Raw genomic sequence first — 16,687 nt, 5'->3', positions numbered from 1 at the left:
GCTCCTTGGGAGAAGTAGTGGGGTCAGCCGACCGGGACGCGGCCGGGAAGCCAGCAGGCGACGGACCGGCTGGGATCGTTACGCGCCGCCGGCACGCCGAGGATCGGGATCTCCGTCGAGCAGCGGTCGAACGCGTGCGGACAACGGGGATGGAACGAACAGCCTGAAGGCATCCCGCGCAGGTCCGGCGGCGAGCCGGGAATCCCGGCCAGCTCCCGCCGCGGCCCGCGCAACGCCGGGAACGACTTCAGCAGCCCCTCGCTGTACGGATGCAGCGAATCCTTGTAGAGGTCCGCCGAGCGCGCCTCCTCCACGATCCGGCCGCCGTACATGATCGCGATCCGGTCGGAGAACTCGACCAGCAGCGACAGGTCGTGGGTGATGAACAGCACCGAGAACCCGAGCCGCTCCCGCAGTTCGACCAACTGGGCCAGGATCTGCCGCTGCATCACCACGTCGAGGGCGGTGGTCGGCTCGTCCATGATGACGATCTGCGGTTCGAGGACGAGCGCCATCCCGATCATCACCCGCTGCCGCATACCGCCGGACAGCTGGTGCGGGTACGCGTCCATCCGGTCGGCCGAGATGCCGACCAGCTTGAGCATCTGCTGCGCCCGCGCCGTGCGCGCCTGAGGACTGAGGTGCGGCTCATGCGCCTTGATCACGTCGAGCATCTGGGTCGAGACCTTGTGCACCGGGTTCAGTGAGTTCATCGCGCCCTGGAACACGATCGACGTCTCGGCCCACCGGAACGCGCGCAACTCGGCGTCCGTCAGCGCCATCACGTCGTACGGGTCGCCGCTCGGCGGGTGGTAGATCACCGAGCCGCCGCTGATCACGCCGGGCGGCGGGAGCAGTCGCGTCACGCCGTACGCGAGGGTGGACTTGCCGCTGCCGCTCTCGCCCGCCAATCCGAGCACCTCGCCGCGATGCAGGGTCAGCGTGACGTCGCGGACCGCCTGCACGGCCTGGTCGCCGAGCCCGTAGTCGACGTGGAAGTTCTTGATCTCCAGCACCGGGTCCTTCATGCCGCGTTCTCCTTCTTCCGGCGTACGACGGGAGTCGCGGGCAGCTCCTTGGTGCCGAGAACCGGCGTGAACCCGACCCGCATCCGGACCGTGTGACCGTCCTTGGTCTTGACCCTGGTGTGACCGCTGCTGCGCAAGCGCGGGCTGACGAACTCGTCGATCCCGAAGTTGATCAGCGACAGCGCCGTACCGAGCAGAGCGATCGCCAGGCCGGCCGGGACGAACCACCACCAGGCGCCCTGGGCCAGTGCCTGCTGGCTCTGCGCCCAGAACAGGATCGTGCCCCAGTTCCACTCGGAGATCGTGGAGATGCCGATGAAGGCGAGGGTGATCTCGGACATCACCGCGAAGATCACCGTGCCGACGAAACCGGAGGCGATGATCGCGGTCAGGTTCGGCATGATCTCGGCGGTGATGATCCGCCAGGTGCTCTCACCGGTCGCCCGGGCGGCCTCCACGTAGTCGCGGCGGCGCAACGACAACGTCTGTGCGCGCAGCACCCGAGCACCCCAGGCCCAGGACGTCAAACCGATGACGAGGGCAACCATCAGGTCACCCGCACCCGGGATGGTGGAGGCGACGATGATGATCAGCGGCAGCGCCGGGATGACCAGGAACACGTTGGACAGCGCCGACAGGCTCTCGTCCGCCGCGCCGCCGAGGAAGCCGGCGCTGACACCGATCAGCACCGACAGGGCGGTCGCGACGATCCCGGCCAGCAGGCCGACGAACATCACGCCCCGGGTGCCGACGAGGACCTGGCTGAAGATGTCCTGGCCGAGGTGTGTCGTACCGAACCAGTGCTTGCCGGACGGCGGCTGGATCAGGTCGCTGCTGCGGGCGGACGGGTCGTACGGCGCGATCCACGGGCCGATGATCGCGATCAGGCAGAAGAAGCCGAGGATGATCAGGCCGGTCGCCGCCTTCGGGTTGGCGACGAACCGCAACCGGCGGCGTTTCGCCGGCGCGGCCGCGACCTCGGGACCCTCCGGAGTGACCGCCGTGATGGTGGTGGCTGGTGCGGACATCAGCCCTCCTTCCGGGTACGCGGGTCGAGCAGCAGGTAGGCGATGTCGGCCATCAGGTTGGCGACCAGGACCGACAGCGTGATGACCAGGAAGACGCCCTGCATCAGCGGGTAGTCCTTCGCGCCGACCGCCTGGAACAGGTTGTAGCCGATCCCGGGGTAGGAGAAGACGATCTCGACCAGCAGGGTGCCGCCGACGATGAAGCCGAGGGACAGCGCGAACCCGGAGACGTTCGGCAGCAGGGCGTTGCGGGCGGCGTAGCTGACCATCACCCGGCGCTCGGGCAGACCCTTGGCGTGGGCCACGGTGATGTAGTCCTCCGACGCCACCGTGACCATCATGTTCCGCATGCTCAGGATCCAGCCGCTGACCGACGAGATCAGGATCGTGACGGCGGGCAGCAGGCTGTGCTGGATCGCGCTGCCGATGAACTCGCCGTTCCACGACGGCACCAGGCCCGGCTCGTACCCGCCGGACGACGGGAAGATGCTGTCCGGGCCGGCCAGCAGGGTGATCGCCAGCAGGCCGAGCCAGAAGTACGGGATGGACGACAGGAATGTTGTCACCGGCAACAGTCCGTCGAGCCACGAGCCGCGTCGCCAGCCGGCCAGCACGCCGAGCGACGTACCGATCATGAAGCTGGCGAACGTGGTGATGCCGACCAGCGCGATCGTCCACGGCAGGCTCTGGCCGAGGATCTCCGAGACCGGCGTGGGGAAGAAGGTGAACGACAGGCCGAGGTCGCCGCGGAACACCTGACCCCAGTAGTCGACGTACTGGCTCCACAGGCCCGCGTTCTTGTCCAGGCCGAACAGCACGTAGAGCGAGTTGATCGCCTCGGTGCTGAGCTGGCCCTGGAACTTGTTGATCAGCGAGGTGACCGGGTCGCCGGGGATCAGCCGCGGGATGAAGAAGTTGATGGTGAGCGCGGCCCACGCGGTGAACAGGTAGAACGCGATCCGCTGCAGCAGGAACTTCACTTCGCCGCTCCTTCCTCGTACAGCCAGCAGGCCGCCCAGTGACCGTGGTTGGTGGGCAGCTCGAAGCGGGGCGGTAGTTCGGTCGAGCACTTGGGCATGGCGTGCACGCAGCGCGGATGGAACCGGCAGCCGGTCGGCGGGGCGATCAGGCTCGGCGGCTCGCCGTGGCCTTCGTCCGCCGGCGTGTCGCGCGGATCGCCGACGCGGTCCAGCCGGTCCGGATCCGGCGCGCTCTCGATCAGCAGCCGGGTGTACGGGTGGGCCGGGTTCTGGGTGACCGTCTCGGAGTCGCCGCCCTCGACCATCCGGCCGGCGTACATCACCAGGGTCTCGTCGGCGAAGTAGCGAGCCGACGCGATGTCGTGGGTGATGTAGAGGATGGCCAGGTTGAGGCGTTCCTTCAGGTCCCGCAGCAGGTTCAGTACGCCGAGCCGGATCGAGACGTCCAGCATCGACACCGGCTCGTCCGCCAGTAGCGCCTCGGGGTCGGCGCCGAGCGCACGGGCGATCGACACCCGCTGGCGCTGACCGCCGGACAGTTCGTGCGGGAACTTGTCCAGGTAGCGCTCCGGGGGAGTGAGTTGCACCCGGAGCAGCAGGTCGCGGAGGTTCTGCTCGAGTTCGGCCGGGGTGTTGCCGGCTCGGCCGTGGATCTTCAACGCGCGGGTCAGGTGGTACCGCACGGTGTGCGTCGGGTTCAGCGACGCGAACGGGTCCTGGAAGATCATCTGCACCCGGCGGCAGTAGGCACGGAACCTGCGGCCGCCCTTCACGGTGACGGACTCGCCGTGCAGGCGGATGTCGCCCGACGTCCGGCTGTACAACTGGGCCAGCAGCCGGGCGACGGTCGACTTGCCCGAGCCGGACTCACCGACGAGCGCGGTGACCCGGCCCCGGCGCAGCGTCAGCCGGATGTCGTCCACCGCGTGCACGACCTTGCGGTCCTTGGTGAGCAGGTCGCGGATTCCCCGTCGTACCGGGAAATGCTTGGTGAGGCCCTCGGCCTCGAGAACCACCTCGGTGTCGGTCACCGTCACGGGACTCCAATCACGGCTCGCTGCGCTCGCCGGCTGTGGTTGCTGGCTCGCTGCGCTCGCCGGGTGTGGTTGCTGGCTCGCTGCGCTCGCCGGGTGTGGTTGCTGGCTCGCTGGGCTCGCCGGGTGTGGGTGCGGCTCGCTGGGCTCGCCGGGTGGGTTGCTGGCTCGCTGCGCTCGCCGGGTGTGGGTGCTGGCTCGCTGGGCTCGCCGGGGTGTGGTTGGTGGCACCGCGGCGCCGGACCGGGACAGTCCGGCGCCGCGGCGCGGCGGTCACTGGGCGCCGGCGGGCTTCAGGTTGAGGACGATCTGCAGCGCGTTCTGCTGGGTCGGCTGAGCAGGCGCGTACTGGTTCTGCTCGTCCGGCCAGCCCTCCCAGTTCTTGGTGCTGTAGAGACCGCCGACGTTCGAGGCCGAGGTGGGGACCACGGGCATCTGCTCGACCATGATCCTCTGCAGCGTGTTCAGCGCCGCGGTCCTGGTCGCGTCGTCGGTCGCGTTGGCGTACTGGTCCAGCGCCTTGGTCGCCTCCGGGCTGTTGAACCGGCCGTAGTTGCCGCTCACCCCGCCCTTGCCGATCGGCTTGAGGATCTTGCCGTCCATGATGTTCTGGTAGATGTCGTACGGCGTCGCGCCGCCGTTGGTCCAGTGCATGCCGGCGTCGAAGTTGCCCTCGTCGAAGGCCTTGAACCAGGCGTCCTGGTTGGCCTTGTCGACGGTCGCCTTGATCCCGATCGTGGACAGGTTGTCCTTGATGATCTCCAGGTCGGTGATGTAGTCCGACCAGCCGGCCGGGTCGGTCAGCGTGATCGTGACCGGCTTGCCGGTCGGGTCCTTCAGGACGTCACCCTCGAGCTTGAAGCCGGCGTCGGCGAGTTCCTTCTTGGCGCCCTCCACGTCCACGACGTGCTTCTTGTCCTTGAACTCCGGCGCGATGAACGACTCACCGGCCGGGGTCGGGATACCGGTGATCGACTCGACCTTCGGGTAGAAGTAGCCGGCCTCACCCTGCATGAAGATGTCGTCGCGGTTGATCACCTTGTCCATCGCCCGGCGCAGCGCCGGGTTGTCGAACGGCTTGCGCGTGGTGTTGATCCACAGCCCGTGGATGCCGAGGTTCGCCGGGAACCACAGCTTGTGGTGCTCGGGGTCCTTGTCCTGGTAGACGGCCTTCACGTTCGGGACGAAGACGAAGCTCCACTCCGACGAGCCGTTGGCCAGCGCGGTGGTCTGCGCGTTGTTGTCGTTGTACGACGTGTAGCGCAGTTCCTTCACCTTCGGCAGGTCCTGCCAGTACGAGTCCCGCACCACCAGCGTGGTCGTCTGCGGGGTGAACGACTTCACCGTGTACGGCCCGGTGCCGATCGGGTTCTTCAGCGTGTCCTGGGTCGGGTCCTTGAGCGTCGACCACTGGTGCTTCGGTACGACGAACACGGTCAGGATCTTGTTCTGGTTGACGAACTGGGACCGGGTGAAAGTCAGGTCCACCTTGTTGCCGGACACCGCGATCGTGCCGTAGGGGATCGCATCCTGGTTCAGGCCTTCGTGGTCCTTGCGGAGCTGGAACGAGTAGGCGACGTCCTCGGCCGTCATCGGCTTGCCGTCGGAGAACTTGACGCCGTCGCGGATCGTCAGCGACAGCTTGGTGAAGTTGTCCGCCCACTTCCACTCGGTGGCCAGCCACGGCTTGCCGGGTTCGGTCGGCTTGATGCCGTTGATCATCACCAGCGGCTCGAAGATCATCCACCGGTACCCGAGCGAGGCACCCGAGGAGGAGCCGAGGAACGGGTTGTGGTTCTCGGTCTGCGGGCCGTTCGGCATCCCGACGTTCAGCACCGTCGCGGCGGTGCCGGACCCGCTGTTCGCCGTGGTGTTCCCGTCCCCGCTACTACAGGCAGCCAGGGTGGCTGCCGCGAGCAGGCCCGTCAGGGCCAGCGCGACCGTGCGTCGTGCTCGCATCGGTTCCTCCTGTGGATCTGTGGTGGCGACTGTGTCGTCTGATGGGCCCGCGCCTGAGCCACGCGGGCGACTGCATCGTGGCGTGAGAACGCTCTCATGGGAAGAGCGGACGCCCTAACGGATCGATATCGAGGGGTTCACCGGCGGCGGGACAGGGGCAGCTGCCCCGCCGCCGGAGCTTAGTGACGCCGGTGCCTGGGGGCGGGTTTCGGCACCGGCCTCGGGGTGGCCTTCGGGGCGGTTGAGCTGCGGACGATCAGGGTCGTGGGCAGCACCTGGGGGTCCTCGGGCAACGGTGTGCCGCCGAAGTACCCCATCAGCATCCGGGCCGCCGCCTGACCCATCTGGCGCATCGGCTGGTGCACCGTGGTCAGCGGGGGCTCGGTGTGCTCGGCGTACGGGATGTCGTCGAACCCGACCACCGAGACGTCGTTCGGGACGTTCCGCCCGGTCTCCCGGACGGCCTGGATGGCGCCGCCGGCGGACAGGTCGTTGTGGGCGAAGACCGCGTCGAACTCGAGCCTGTGGTCGAGCGCGTACTGGACGCCGCGCCGGCCGCTCTCGTGGGTGAAATCGCCTTCGAACACGAGCTGCGGGTCGAGCTCGATCCCGGCTTCGGCGTAGGTGTCGCGGAAGCCGTCCAGCCGTTCGTGGGTGCAGCCGAATCGCTCGACCCCGGTGATCAACAGGGGCCGGTGGCGGCCGAGCTCCAGCAGATGCCGGGCGGCCGACTCGCCGCCGGCCCGGTTGGTGGTGGCGACGGACGGGAACTGCGGGCGCTTGGCGCGGTCGTCGATCAGGACCACCGGCAGGCCGCGCGCGTGCAGTTGCTCGATGTAGGTGAGCGTGCCCTCGGGCTCGATCACCAGCAGACCGTCGAACGACTGGGCCGAGACCTGGGAGGCGAACTGGTGCATCGACTCCTCACCCCGGTTGAACGTGAAGAGCAGCAGCCCGTAGCCCTCGCTCTCGACCACGTCGACGGCGCCCTGCAGCACCTCGCCCATCCAGGGCCAGGTCAGCGAGGGCACCAGCATGCCGACGATCCGCGTCCGGCCCCGGGCCAGGCCGACCGCGCGGGCGCTCGGCACGTAGCCGAGCTCGGCGATCACCTGGCGGACCCGCTCGGCGGTGCGCAGGTCGAGCTCGCCCTTGCCGTTGAGGACGCGCGAGACGGTCGTCTTGCTGACACCGGCGCGCGCCGCGACATCGGCGATCGTGATCGACACTGCACTGCTCCCCTCGGGCGGGTGAGGCTCCGGCTGCGGCCGGAACCGGTTTCGGAAGCGGTTTCGTAGAGTGAAACCGAGCGAGCTGCGCCGGTCAATCACGGAACGGTAACGAATCACTGCTTAGTTCATGACCTGGAAGAAGGTCCGTCTTCCGGGCCGCCGGTGCGCCGTGATGAACTCTGGGGGAGCGGCCTGCCTGGGGGCCGGACCAGGTAGGGGTAGACGGGATGGACGTTCGGCGGACCACTGTGCGCGACATGCGGCGGTCCAACCGGTCGGCGTTGCTGACCACGATCTACCGCGAGGGACCGCTCAGCCGGCACGAACTCGGTCTGCGGACCTCGCTGAGCGCCGCGAGCGTCAGCAACCTGGTCGGCGAACTGATCGCCGAAGGCGTCGTCGAGGAGGCCGGTTCGGTCGACTCCGAGGGCGGCCGGCCGCGCATCCTGGTGCGGGTCTCACCGACCTTCCGGTACGTCGTCGGCGCGGAGGTCGGGGAGACGCGAGTGCGGGTCGAACTGTTCGACCTCTCGATGACTGTGCTCGCGAGCGTCGACCACCCCATCGACACACCCCAGCCGTCGATGGTCGTGAAGCACGTGCTGGAGGGTCTTGCGGCCGTGATCGCCTCGTCCGGCGTACGGTCCGAGCTGATTCTCGGGATGGGTGTGGCGGTCGCCGGTGTTGTCGAGGACAACGCCGTCGTCGATGCGCAGACACTCGGGTGGGACGCCGTACCGCTGCGTCAGATGCTTGCTGAGGGCACCGATATTCCGGTCCAGGTGGACAACGGTGCGAACATGCTGGGTCAGGCGGAGATGTGGTTCGGCGCCGGCCGGGGTGCGACGGACGCGGTTGTCGCGTTGATCGGCTCCGGCGTCGGAGCGGCCCTGGTTGCCGGTGGCTCCAGCTATCGCGGAACCCGAAGCAGTGCGGGCGAGTGGGGCCATATGACGATCGCGTACGGCGGTCGCCGGTGCCGGTGCGGAGACGACGGCTGCCTCGAGGCGTACGTCGGTGCCGAGGCGGTGCTCGACCGGTATCGCGAAGCCGGAGGGACCGTGTCGGCCGCCGACGAGGAGACGGCCTTCCTCGAGTTACTCGACGCTGCCGGTACGTCGGAAGTCGCGGCAAGGATCCTGGACGACACGGTGGGATATCTGGCGGCGGGGGTCGCGAATCTGGTCAACCTGGTCAACCCGGAGCGGATCGTGCTCGGCGGATGGGCCGGACTGTTGCTGGGGGAGCGCTACCTGCCACGGCTGCGTGCCCTTGTCGGTGAACACGCCTTGCGCCGGCCGTACGCTCAGGTGTCGATCGAGTTGTGCGAGCTCGGCAGGGACGCGGTCGCGCTGGGCGCCGCGACCCTGCCGGTGCTGCGGTTGCTCCGTGACGGCGGCGTCGTACCGTCGCGGTAGCTCCTTAGCGGAGGATTACTGCCGTCAGGCGGCAGTAATCCTCAGTCGACCTAGACGGTCCACTTCTGGTTGGCCGCGCCGGTGCAGGTCCAGAGCTGCAGGGGTGTTCCGTTGGCGGAATTGTTGCCGGTGACATCGAGGCACTTGTTGGCCTGCGGGTTCACCAGGTCGCGGCCGGACGTGTAGACCCATTGCTGGGCGGCGGTTCCGTTGCACGTCCAGAGCTGCACCTTGGCGCCGTCGGCAACCGAGCCGGCGTTCACGTCGAGACACTTGCCCAGGGCCCGAATCGTGCCGTCGCCCGGACGGGTCCACTGCTGGGCGTTCGTGCCGTTGCAGTCGTACAGCTGGACCTGCGTACCGTCCGCGGTGTTGGCGGCGGCGACGTCGACACACTTGCCGGCCAGCCCGGTGATCGGCGTACCGCCCGAACTGCTGCCCAGGGTCGACACCCGGACGTAGTCGACCGTCATCGTCTGCGGCAGGACCGTCGTACTGTCGGGGTAACCCGGCCAGTTGCCGCCGACCGCGACGTTCATGATCATGAAGAACGGGTGGTTGAACACCCAGGTCCGCCCGCCGAGGTCCGCCGGTGTGCGCTGCTGGTACTGGATGCCGTCGACGAACCACTTGATCGAGTTCGGCTCCCAGTCGACCCGGAAGGTGTGGAACGCGTCGGCGAACTGCTGACCGCCGGGCAGCGTGTACGACGCGCCGATCCCGCCGGCACCGGAGTAGCCCGGACCGTGGATCGTGCCGTGCACGGTCGACGGCTCGCGGCCGATGTTCTCCATGATGTCGATCTCGCCGTCGTTCGGCCAGTTGCCGCCGCCGAGCATCCAGAACGCGGGCCAGATCCCTTGTGTCCTGGGGATCTTGATGCGTGCCTTGAACCGGCCGTACGTCTGGGTGAAGGTCTGCGCGGTGAGCAACCGGGCCGACGTGTACTCGCAGGTGCCGTAGTGGCACTGGTGCCCGCCGCTCTCTCGCCGTGCGGTGATCACCAGGTTGCCGTTGCCGTCGAGGGCGGAGTTGCGGGTGCTGTTGGTGTAGTACTGGCGCTCGTTGTTGCCCCAGCCGGAGCCGCCGATGTCGTACCGCCACTTGGCGGGGTCGGGGGCTTGGCCGGCCGGGCCGTCGAAGTTGTCCTCCCAGATCACCGCCGTCGGAGCGGCGGCTGCCTCTGGCCGGGCTGTGGCCGGAGCCTGCAGGAGTGCGGAGCCGACCAGGGCGGCACCGAGGGCGACGAGCGCCGTGATGCGGGAACGCTTCATGGATGCCTCATTTCTCGCGGGGGCGGTCGGAGACAGGCGTCTGGTGCGGCAGCTTGCTGTGAGAACGCTTTCACGTCAAGGTCGCGACTAAATAAAAGACGTGAAAAAAGTCCGGGCGCAGCGTTGACAGAGCCGTTCACCGATGGTTACCTCATGATGACCACCTGTTGCGGCGCGGGCAGACGCCGGACCGGGAACCCCTCCTGAAACCCTTCCACCCAAGGGAGATCCGCCCATGCCCGCGAACGGGAAACTTCGTCGCGCCCGCCCCTGGCGACGACGCCTCCTGCCGGTCGCGGTGGCCGCTGCCTGTATGGCCGCCACCGGACTCGGATTCGGCACCGCCCCGCCGGCTCAGGCCGCCGGTGAGCAGGTCAACATCTGGCTGACCACCACGAACGACGCCGCCGGCCGCAACGTCACCCGCGGCCTGCAGCAGCAGACGCCGGTCAACTTCGGCCCGGCCGGAGGGACGGCGAACCAGACGATCACCGTCAACGAGAACACGACGTACCAGTCCTTCGAAGGCGGTGGCGCGTCGTTCACCGACAGCGCGGCGTGGCTGCTCAACAGCAGCAACACGATCTCTGCCACCACCCGGAACCAGGTGATGCGGGACCTGTTCGACCCGGTCAACGGGATCGGGCTGGCGTTCGTCCGCAACCCGATGGGTGCCTCCGACCTGGCCCGGTTCAACTACTCGTACGACGACACGTGCTGCGACCTCAACGACTTCGGCATCGGCCACGACCTGACCGACGTCGTACCCCTGACCAAGCAGGCGCGGCAACTGAACCCGGCACTGAAGGTGAAGGGTGCGCCGTGGAGTTCGCCGGCCTGGATGAAGGACAACAACAAGTTCACCAACCGCGGCTGGCTGAAGTGGGAGTACTACCCGATGTACGCCCAGTACTTCGTCAAGTACGTCCAGCAGAACGAGGCCCAGGGCAACCACATCGACTACGTGTCGGTGCAGAACGAGCCGACCTGCTGCGGGACCGACGACACCGGCTACGCGTCGATGAACTGGAACGGCTCCGGCCTGCTCGAGTTCACCAAGAACCACCTGATCCCGGCGTTCCGGGCGGCCGGCATCACCACGAAGGTGATGATCCTGGACTACAACTGGGGCAACTACAACGACCTCGGCTCGGTGCCGCTGGCCGACGCCGCGCTGCGGAACGACCCGCTGTTCGGCGGCATCGCCTGGCACGGGTACGGCGGCGACGTGAACCTGCAGACCCAGGTGCACAACCAGTACCCGGCCGTGAACCACTACATGACCGAGCACTCGGGCGGCACCTGGATCCCGAACCAGCAGGTCGAGGACATGAACAACCTCGTCGACTACACCCGGAACTGGAGCAAGTCCTGGGTAAAGTGGAGTCTCGCCCTCGACCAGAACCACCTGCCGTACGTCGGTGCCGGCTGCAACGTCTGCACCGGCTTGGTGACGGTGCAACGTGGCGGCAGCCGCGCCGGCCAGGTGGACAAGACGATCGAGTACTACACGATGGGCCACCTGACCAAGTTCGTGAAGCCGGGTGCCGTCCGGATCGACTCGACGGCGAACAACTCGGTGAAGAACGTGGCTTGGAAGAACCCGGACGGGTCGAAGGCGCTGATCGCGTTCAACACCACTGGCAGCTCGCAGTCGGTGCGGGTGAACTGGGGTTCGCAATCGTTCGTCTACACGCTGCCGACCAAGACCTCGGCGACGTTCACCTGGACCGGTACGCAGAGCGGAGGCGGTGCGGGTACGGCGATCACCGGGCTGGCCGGCAAGTGCATCGACGTTGCCGGTGCCAACAGTGCTGACGGGACCGCCGTACAGCTCTACGACTGCAACGGTACGACGGCGCAGCAGTGGACCCGGCCCGGTGACGGGACGATCCGGGCGCTCGGCAAGTGCCTGGACGTGAGCGGCGGGTCTGTCTCGGACGGTGCTCGCGTGCAGTTGTGGACGTGCAACGGCAGTGGGGCTCAGCAATGGACCTATACGAGCGGGAGAGATCTCGTGAATCCTCAGGCGAACAAATGCCTTGATGTGACTGGCAACAATTCCGCGAACGCGACCCCGCTGCAGATCTGGACCTGCACGGGCGCGGCCAACCAGAAGTGGACCGTCTGATGCGCTGGGCAGCGGCGGTCGCCGCGGCCGTGATGCTGGGTGCCGGCCTGCTCGTCACCGCGACACCGGCTCACGCGGCGACCGGCACGATCACCGGGCTCGCCGGAAAGTGCGTGGACGTTGCCGGGGCCAACACTGCGGACGGGACCGTCGTACAGCTCTACGACTGCAACGGTACGGCGGCTCAGCAGTGGACCCGGTCCTCGGACGGAACGTTGCGTGCCCTGGGCAAGTGCCTGGATGTCAGCGGCGGTTCCACTGCGAATGGCGCTCGGGTCCAGCTGTGGACGTGCAACGGGAGTGGTGCTCAGCAATGGACGTACACGTCCGCGCGCGACCTGGTGAACCCGCAGGCGAACAAGTGCCTCGATGTCACTGGCAACAACTCGGCGAACGCCACGCCGTTGCAGCTGTGGTCGTGCACCGGTGGCGCGAACCAGAAGTGGAACCTGCCGGCGCTCGACGGTCCGCCACCGACCGGCGGTGCGCCGATGGCGGCGGCGCCGTACCTCTACCAGGGGTGGGGCAGTCCGCCGAACCCGGCGACCGTGATGAACGCGACCGGGGTCAAGTGGTTCACGATGGCGTTCATCCTGTCCAACGGGTACTGCAATCCGATGTGGGACGGTCAGCGTCCGCTGACCGGCGGCGTCGACCAGCAGGCGATCAACACGATCCGTGCGAACGGCGGCGACGTCGTCGTGTCGGTCGGCGGCTGGTCCGGCAACAAACTCGGTGAGAGCTGCGGCAGCGCGGGTGAGCTGGCGGCGGCGTACCAGAAGGTCATCAACGCGCTGTCGCTGAAGGCGTTCGACGTGGACATCGAGGCGACCGAGTTCAGCAACGCGACGGTCCGCCAGCGGGTCGTCGACGCGCTGAAGATCGTCGAGCAGAACAACCCGGGGATCGCGACGTACCTGACCTTCGGTACGGCGACGACCGGACCGGATGCCAACGGTCAGGACCTGATCCGGCGCGGTGCAGCGTCGGGGCTGGACCTGGACGGCTGGGTGATCATGCCGTTCAACTTCGGCGGCGGGTCGACCAACATGGGCGCGCTGACCCGGCAGGCGGCCGACGGGCTGAAGAACCGGGTCCGGGACGCGTACGGGCTGAGTGACGACGCGGCGTACCGCAAGATCGGCATCTCGTCGATGAACGGGCTCACCGATGTCGCCGGTGAGCGGGTCAACCTGTCCGACTTCGAGTCGATGCTGGCCTACGCGTCCGAGCACCACCTGGCCCGGTTCACCTTCTGGTCGGTCAACCGCGACCGCCCCTGCACCGGCGGCCCGGCCGACAGCTGCAGCGGCGTACCCCAACAACCCTGGGACTACACCAAAGTCATATCCCGCTACCGCGGCTGACCACGTCCCACCCACCGGATCCGGCACCATCCATTCCGCCCCGCGACGCGCCGAGCGTCGCGGGGCGGGTTGTTTGACTCTCCGGTTACCGGAGGGTGGAAGGTTGGGGGCATGGCGGCTTTGGTGACGGTGGGAGAGTTCTCCCGCCTGACACATCTCAGCGTGAAGACACTGCATCACTACCACGAGATCGGCCTGCTGGCGCCGGCCTCGGTCGACCCGGCGTCGGGCTACCGGCGGTACGGGACCGGCCAGGTCGAGACAGCCTTGCTGATCAGGCGACTCCGGGAGCTCCGGATGCCACTGCCCGAGGTCCGCGAACTCGTCGAGACCACCGACACCGCGCGGCGGGAGGAAACCCTGCGGGCGCACCTCGAGCGGATGGAGCAGGAACTCGCGCACACCCGCGAGGTGGTCACGTCGTTGCGCGAGCTACTGACTCCCGGACAACCGGCGCTGGACGTCGACTACCGCTTCATCCCCGCGTTCCGGGCGTACGGCGTCCGCGACCAGGTCGACCGTGAACAGATCGGACCCTGGTGCGAACGCGTCTTCCGCCGGCTGGGTGCGATAGCCCAGCAACGCGGCATCGCGGCCACCTCCGGAGCGACGTACAGCGACGAGTTCTTCACCGAGGACACCGGTGAGGTGGTCGCGTTCCTGCCGGTCGCGCCGGACCAGGAGCCGGCCGACGGGGTCGAACTGGTCGACCTCCCCGGCGGGTTCTTCGCGATCGCCGTCCACACCGGACCGCTCACCGACTTCGACCGTAGCTACGGCGCCCTCGGCAGCCACGTCGCGGAACACTGCGAGGTCGCTCCCGGACCGATCCGGGAGCTGTACGTCGTCAGTCCCGGCGACGTGGACGACCCGGCCGCCTGGCGAACCGAAATCTGCTGGCCGATCCAGCGCATCCCCGCACCGAAAGGTTGATCCATGTCCGTCTCCGTTGAAGCAGTCACCTTCGACTGCACCGATGCTGCCGCGCTCGCCACCTTCTGGGCGGCGGTCCTCGACCGCCAGGTGGATGCTGGCGGCAACCAGTTCTTCGCCTCCGTCGGCAAGACCGAGGGCGCCGCGCCGGTGCTGATGTTCCTGCAGGTGCCGGAGCCCCGCAACGGCAAGAACCGCGTGCACCTCGACCTCGCCGCTTCCGACTGGGCCGCCGAGGTCGACCGGCTGGTCTCCCTCGGCGCAAAGCGGTTGGACGAGTACGACGAGTACGGCACCCACTGGATCACCCTCGCCGACCCCGAAGGCAACCTCTTCGACCTCGCCGAACTCCGCTAGCCCCCAGCCCCCAGCCCTCCGCCCCCGGCTCCTGGCTCCCGGCTCCCGGCTCACAGCACTCGGCACCCCGCGCCGGGCGCCGGGGTCCCTAGCACCTCAGCCACGTGACCGGGGTCAGGCTCTCGGGTCCGCGATTCCCTCGCGCGGGGGAGGTGATTCCCTCGCTGTCGGGAGGGCTGCGGCCTGAGTCCGGTCCTAGGGTCGAGCCCGTGGCTCATCCCGACCGCACACGACGCTGGCCGGCGTACGCGCTGGCGTTGATGTTCCTCGGCTACGCGGCAGGTAAGGCGGCCTTCGCGCTGCAGGCCCGGCTCGGGTTCCCGGGCGGCCCGCCGGTCTCGGCCGCGGAGACCGAGCACTACTTCCTCGACCCGGCTCCGGCCCAGTGGCTCGCGAGCGCGTCCGGAGTGCTGGGTGCGTGCATCGCTCTGGCCACCGTGACGGGATGGGGGCAGGTGCTCCCGAGAAGGCTGATGGTTGCTGTGCTGGTGGTGATGACCCTGGCCGTGCTCGGCGGTGGCGGAATCATGCTCATCGACGGGTTCATCGGCGTCGGCATCGGCTGGCGGTGGTACCACGGGGTCGTCGGCGCAGTCGCCATCGCCCTGTCTGTCGAGATGGCCCGGTCCTACGTGATGACGACGAGTCATGGCGCGGATTGAGCTGGCGCGAGCGGGTGGCTACGGGGCGGCGGCGTGTTCCGCGCTCTACGGATCCATGAAGCTCGCCCAGGCCTTGGGCGCCAACGTGCTGGCCGACAAGGATCCCCTGCCTCCCGAGCTTCGCGATCGGTTGCTGGCACGCGACCCGCTGTTCGTGACGAGCCACTGGGCACTGGCCTGCGCGGCGACCATCGGCCTCATCGTCGCGCTGGCCAGCGTCCGACCTTGGGGTACGGCGGTTCCGCGCCGGCTGCTGATGGCGTTGGGGTGGACGCTGGGGATCCTGATGATCGCCCGGTCGTTCGGCGTGGTGGGATTCGGCTTCGCCGGGGACGCGATGCTGCTGACCGGATTTCGCCCGCCGCCGGCCGATCACGCCGTACTGGCTCGCGAACTGGCGTGGTGGGACCTGCTGTTGTGGTCGCCGTTCTTCCTGCTCTGGGGAGTGTCCTGGACGTTGGTCGGGTGGCGGTTCAGTCGCCGCACCGAACGTGAGCGGGTGTGATCAGGGCGGCGCCGACTCGGCTGGGGTCGAGCGTGCCGGTGACGGGGCATTGCCAGCGGGGTGCGCACGGAGCAATGTGGGTTGCGACCGGTGGCGCCACCGGGGCGCTGCCCTGAGGGTAAGGGGGTGGATCGTGTACGCGCGTTCCACCACGATCAACGCCAAGCCGGAGTCGATCGACGCCGGCATCGCACAGGTGCGCGACGAGGTGATGCCCAGGATCATGGAGATGGACGGCTGTATCGGCCTGTCCATGCTGGCCGACCGGGAATCGGGCCGCTGCATCGCGACCAGCGCCTGGCAGTCGGAGGAGGCGATGCGGGCCACCGACGAAGCGCTCCGGCCGATCCGCGACCGGATCGCCGGGTCGATGGGCGGCGGCAGCCCCACGGTCGAGGAGTGGGAGATCGCAGTACTGCACCGTGACCACCGCTCGGGTGAGGGTGCCTGTGTCCGCGCCACCTGGGTGAAGATCGACCCGGAGACCATGGACCGGGCGATCGACGTCTACAAGCTGGCGTCCCTGCCGAGGCTGGAGGACCTGGCCGGTTTCTGCTCCGCCAGCCTCCTCGTCGACCGCTCCTCCGGCCGTGCGGTCTCCTCCATCACCTACGACAGCCGGGAGGCGATGGACAGCAACCGCGAGGCCGCCGCCTCGATGCGCGCCTCCACGACCAAGGAAGCCGGCGCCGAAGTCCTCGACGTCGGCGAGTTCGAACTGGTCATCGCCCACCTCCGAGTCCCCGAACTCACCTGATCGCCCGCCCAAAGGACAGCCC

The 16,687-nt window shown here is 68.1% G+C and carries 15 protein-coding genes; 8 read left to right on the top strand and 7 right to left on the bottom strand.

The features are described 5' to 3' along the window. Window positions 1-23 precede the first annotated feature (23 nt). The 6 genes from ACYVOK_RS26720 to ACYVOK_RS26695 form a co-directional block, all read right to left on the bottom strand. Window positions 24-1,028 carry an ABC transporter ATP-binding protein gene (locus tag ACYVOK_RS26720; protein ID WP_460665299.1) on the bottom strand — a complete coding sequence of 335 codons (1,005 nt, stop codon included), beginning with the start codon at window positions 1,026-1,028 and terminating at the stop codon, window positions 24-26. Beyond that, window positions 1,025-2,056: an ABC transporter permease gene (locus tag ACYVOK_RS26715; protein WP_460665298.1), complete on the bottom strand. Its 1,032-nt coding sequence runs from the start codon at window positions 2,054-2,056 to the stop codon at window positions 1,025-1,027. The genes ACYVOK_RS26720 and ACYVOK_RS26715 overlap by 4 nt, the downstream gene beginning before the upstream one ends. After that, entirely contained in the window at window positions 2,056-3,036 is a 981-nt protein-coding gene (locus ACYVOK_RS26710; protein ID WP_460665297.1) for an ABC transporter permease, read from the bottom strand. Before ACYVOK_RS26710 ends, ACYVOK_RS26715 begins: the two co-directional genes overlap by 1 nt. Continuing rightward, window positions 3,033-4,073, bottom strand: coding sequence for an ABC transporter ATP-binding protein (locus ACYVOK_RS26705; protein WP_460665296.1), 1,041 nt, complete (start codon window positions 4,071-4,073; stop codon window positions 3,033-3,035). Before ACYVOK_RS26705 ends, ACYVOK_RS26710 begins: the two co-directional genes overlap by 4 nt. A gap of 270 nt (window positions 4,074-4,343) precedes the next feature. Beyond that, window positions 4,344-6,029, bottom strand: a complete 1,686-nt coding sequence (locus ACYVOK_RS26700) for an ABC transporter substrate-binding protein (protein ID WP_460665295.1) — start codon at window positions 6,027-6,029, stop codon at window positions 4,344-4,346. A 179-nt stretch (window positions 6,030-6,208) separates the two neighbouring features. After that, on the bottom strand, window positions 6,209-7,258 hold the full coding sequence (locus ACYVOK_RS26695; RefSeq protein ID WP_460665294.1) for a LacI family DNA-binding transcriptional regulator: 1,050 nt from the start codon (window positions 7,256-7,258) through the stop codon (window positions 6,209-6,211). A gap of 230 nt (window positions 7,259-7,488) precedes the next feature. Between ACYVOK_RS26695 and ACYVOK_RS26690 the strand changes: the two genes are divergently transcribed. Beyond that, the gene (locus ACYVOK_RS26690; RefSeq protein WP_460665293.1) at window positions 7,489-8,679 is read left to right on the top strand and encodes an ROK family transcriptional regulator; all 1,191 of its coding nucleotides are present in this window, start codon (window positions 7,489-7,491) and stop codon (window positions 8,677-8,679) included. A gap of 50 nt (window positions 8,680-8,729) precedes the next feature. Here ACYVOK_RS26690 and ACYVOK_RS26685 read toward each other — a convergent pair whose 3' ends face one another. Beyond that, window positions 8,730-9,953 (bottom strand): ricin-type beta-trefoil lectin domain protein, encoded by a 1,224-nt coding sequence (locus ACYVOK_RS26685; protein WP_460665292.1) that lies wholly within the window; start codon window positions 9,951-9,953, stop codon window positions 8,730-8,732. 235 nt (window positions 9,954-10,188) lie between these two features. Here ACYVOK_RS26685 and ACYVOK_RS26680 point away from each other — a divergent pair, with 235 nt between their 5' ends. The 7 genes from ACYVOK_RS26680 (at window position 10,189) to ACYVOK_RS26650 (ending at window position 16,665) form a co-directional block, all read left to right on the top strand. Continuing rightward, window positions 10,189-12,084 (top strand): ricin-type beta-trefoil lectin domain protein, encoded by a 1,896-nt coding sequence (locus ACYVOK_RS26680; protein ID WP_460665291.1) that lies wholly within the window; start codon window positions 10,189-10,191, stop codon window positions 12,082-12,084. Further along, window positions 12,084-13,451 (top strand): ricin-type beta-trefoil lectin domain protein, encoded by a 1,368-nt coding sequence (locus tag ACYVOK_RS26675; RefSeq protein ID WP_460665290.1) that lies wholly within the window; start codon window positions 12,084-12,086, stop codon window positions 13,449-13,451. The genes ACYVOK_RS26680 and ACYVOK_RS26675 overlap by 1 nt, the downstream gene beginning before the upstream one ends. Window positions 13,452-13,562: 111 nt before the next feature. Then, window positions 13,563-14,384, top strand: a complete 822-nt coding sequence (locus tag ACYVOK_RS26670; RefSeq protein WP_460665289.1) for a MerR family transcriptional regulator — start codon at window positions 13,563-13,565, stop codon at window positions 14,382-14,384. A 3-nt stretch (window positions 14,385-14,387) separates the two neighbouring features. After that, window positions 14,388-14,741: a VOC family protein gene (locus ACYVOK_RS26665; protein WP_460665288.1), complete on the top strand. Its 354-nt coding sequence runs from the start codon at window positions 14,388-14,390 to the stop codon at window positions 14,739-14,741. A 209-nt stretch (window positions 14,742-14,950) separates the two neighbouring features. Beyond that, a complete protein-coding gene (locus ACYVOK_RS26660; protein WP_460665287.1) occupies window positions 14,951-15,403 on the top strand; it encodes a hypothetical protein in 453 nt (150 codons plus the stop codon). Further along, complete coding sequence (locus ACYVOK_RS26655) at window positions 15,390-15,908, top strand: DUF3995 domain-containing protein (RefSeq protein ID WP_460665286.1); 519 nt, start codon at window positions 15,390-15,392, stop codon at window positions 15,906-15,908. The genes ACYVOK_RS26660 and ACYVOK_RS26655 overlap by 14 nt, the downstream gene beginning before the upstream one ends. Window positions 15,909-16,041: 133 nt before the next feature. After that, on the top strand, window positions 16,042-16,665 hold the full coding sequence (locus tag ACYVOK_RS26650; RefSeq protein WP_460665285.1) for an antibiotic biosynthesis monooxygenase family protein: 624 nt from the start codon (window positions 16,042-16,044) through the stop codon (window positions 16,663-16,665). The last annotated feature ends 22 nt before the right edge of the window (window positions 16,666-16,687 follow it).

Source organism: Kribbella swartbergensis (assembly GCF_054784135.1).
This window is presented reverse-complemented; position numbering and strand designations above follow the sequence as displayed.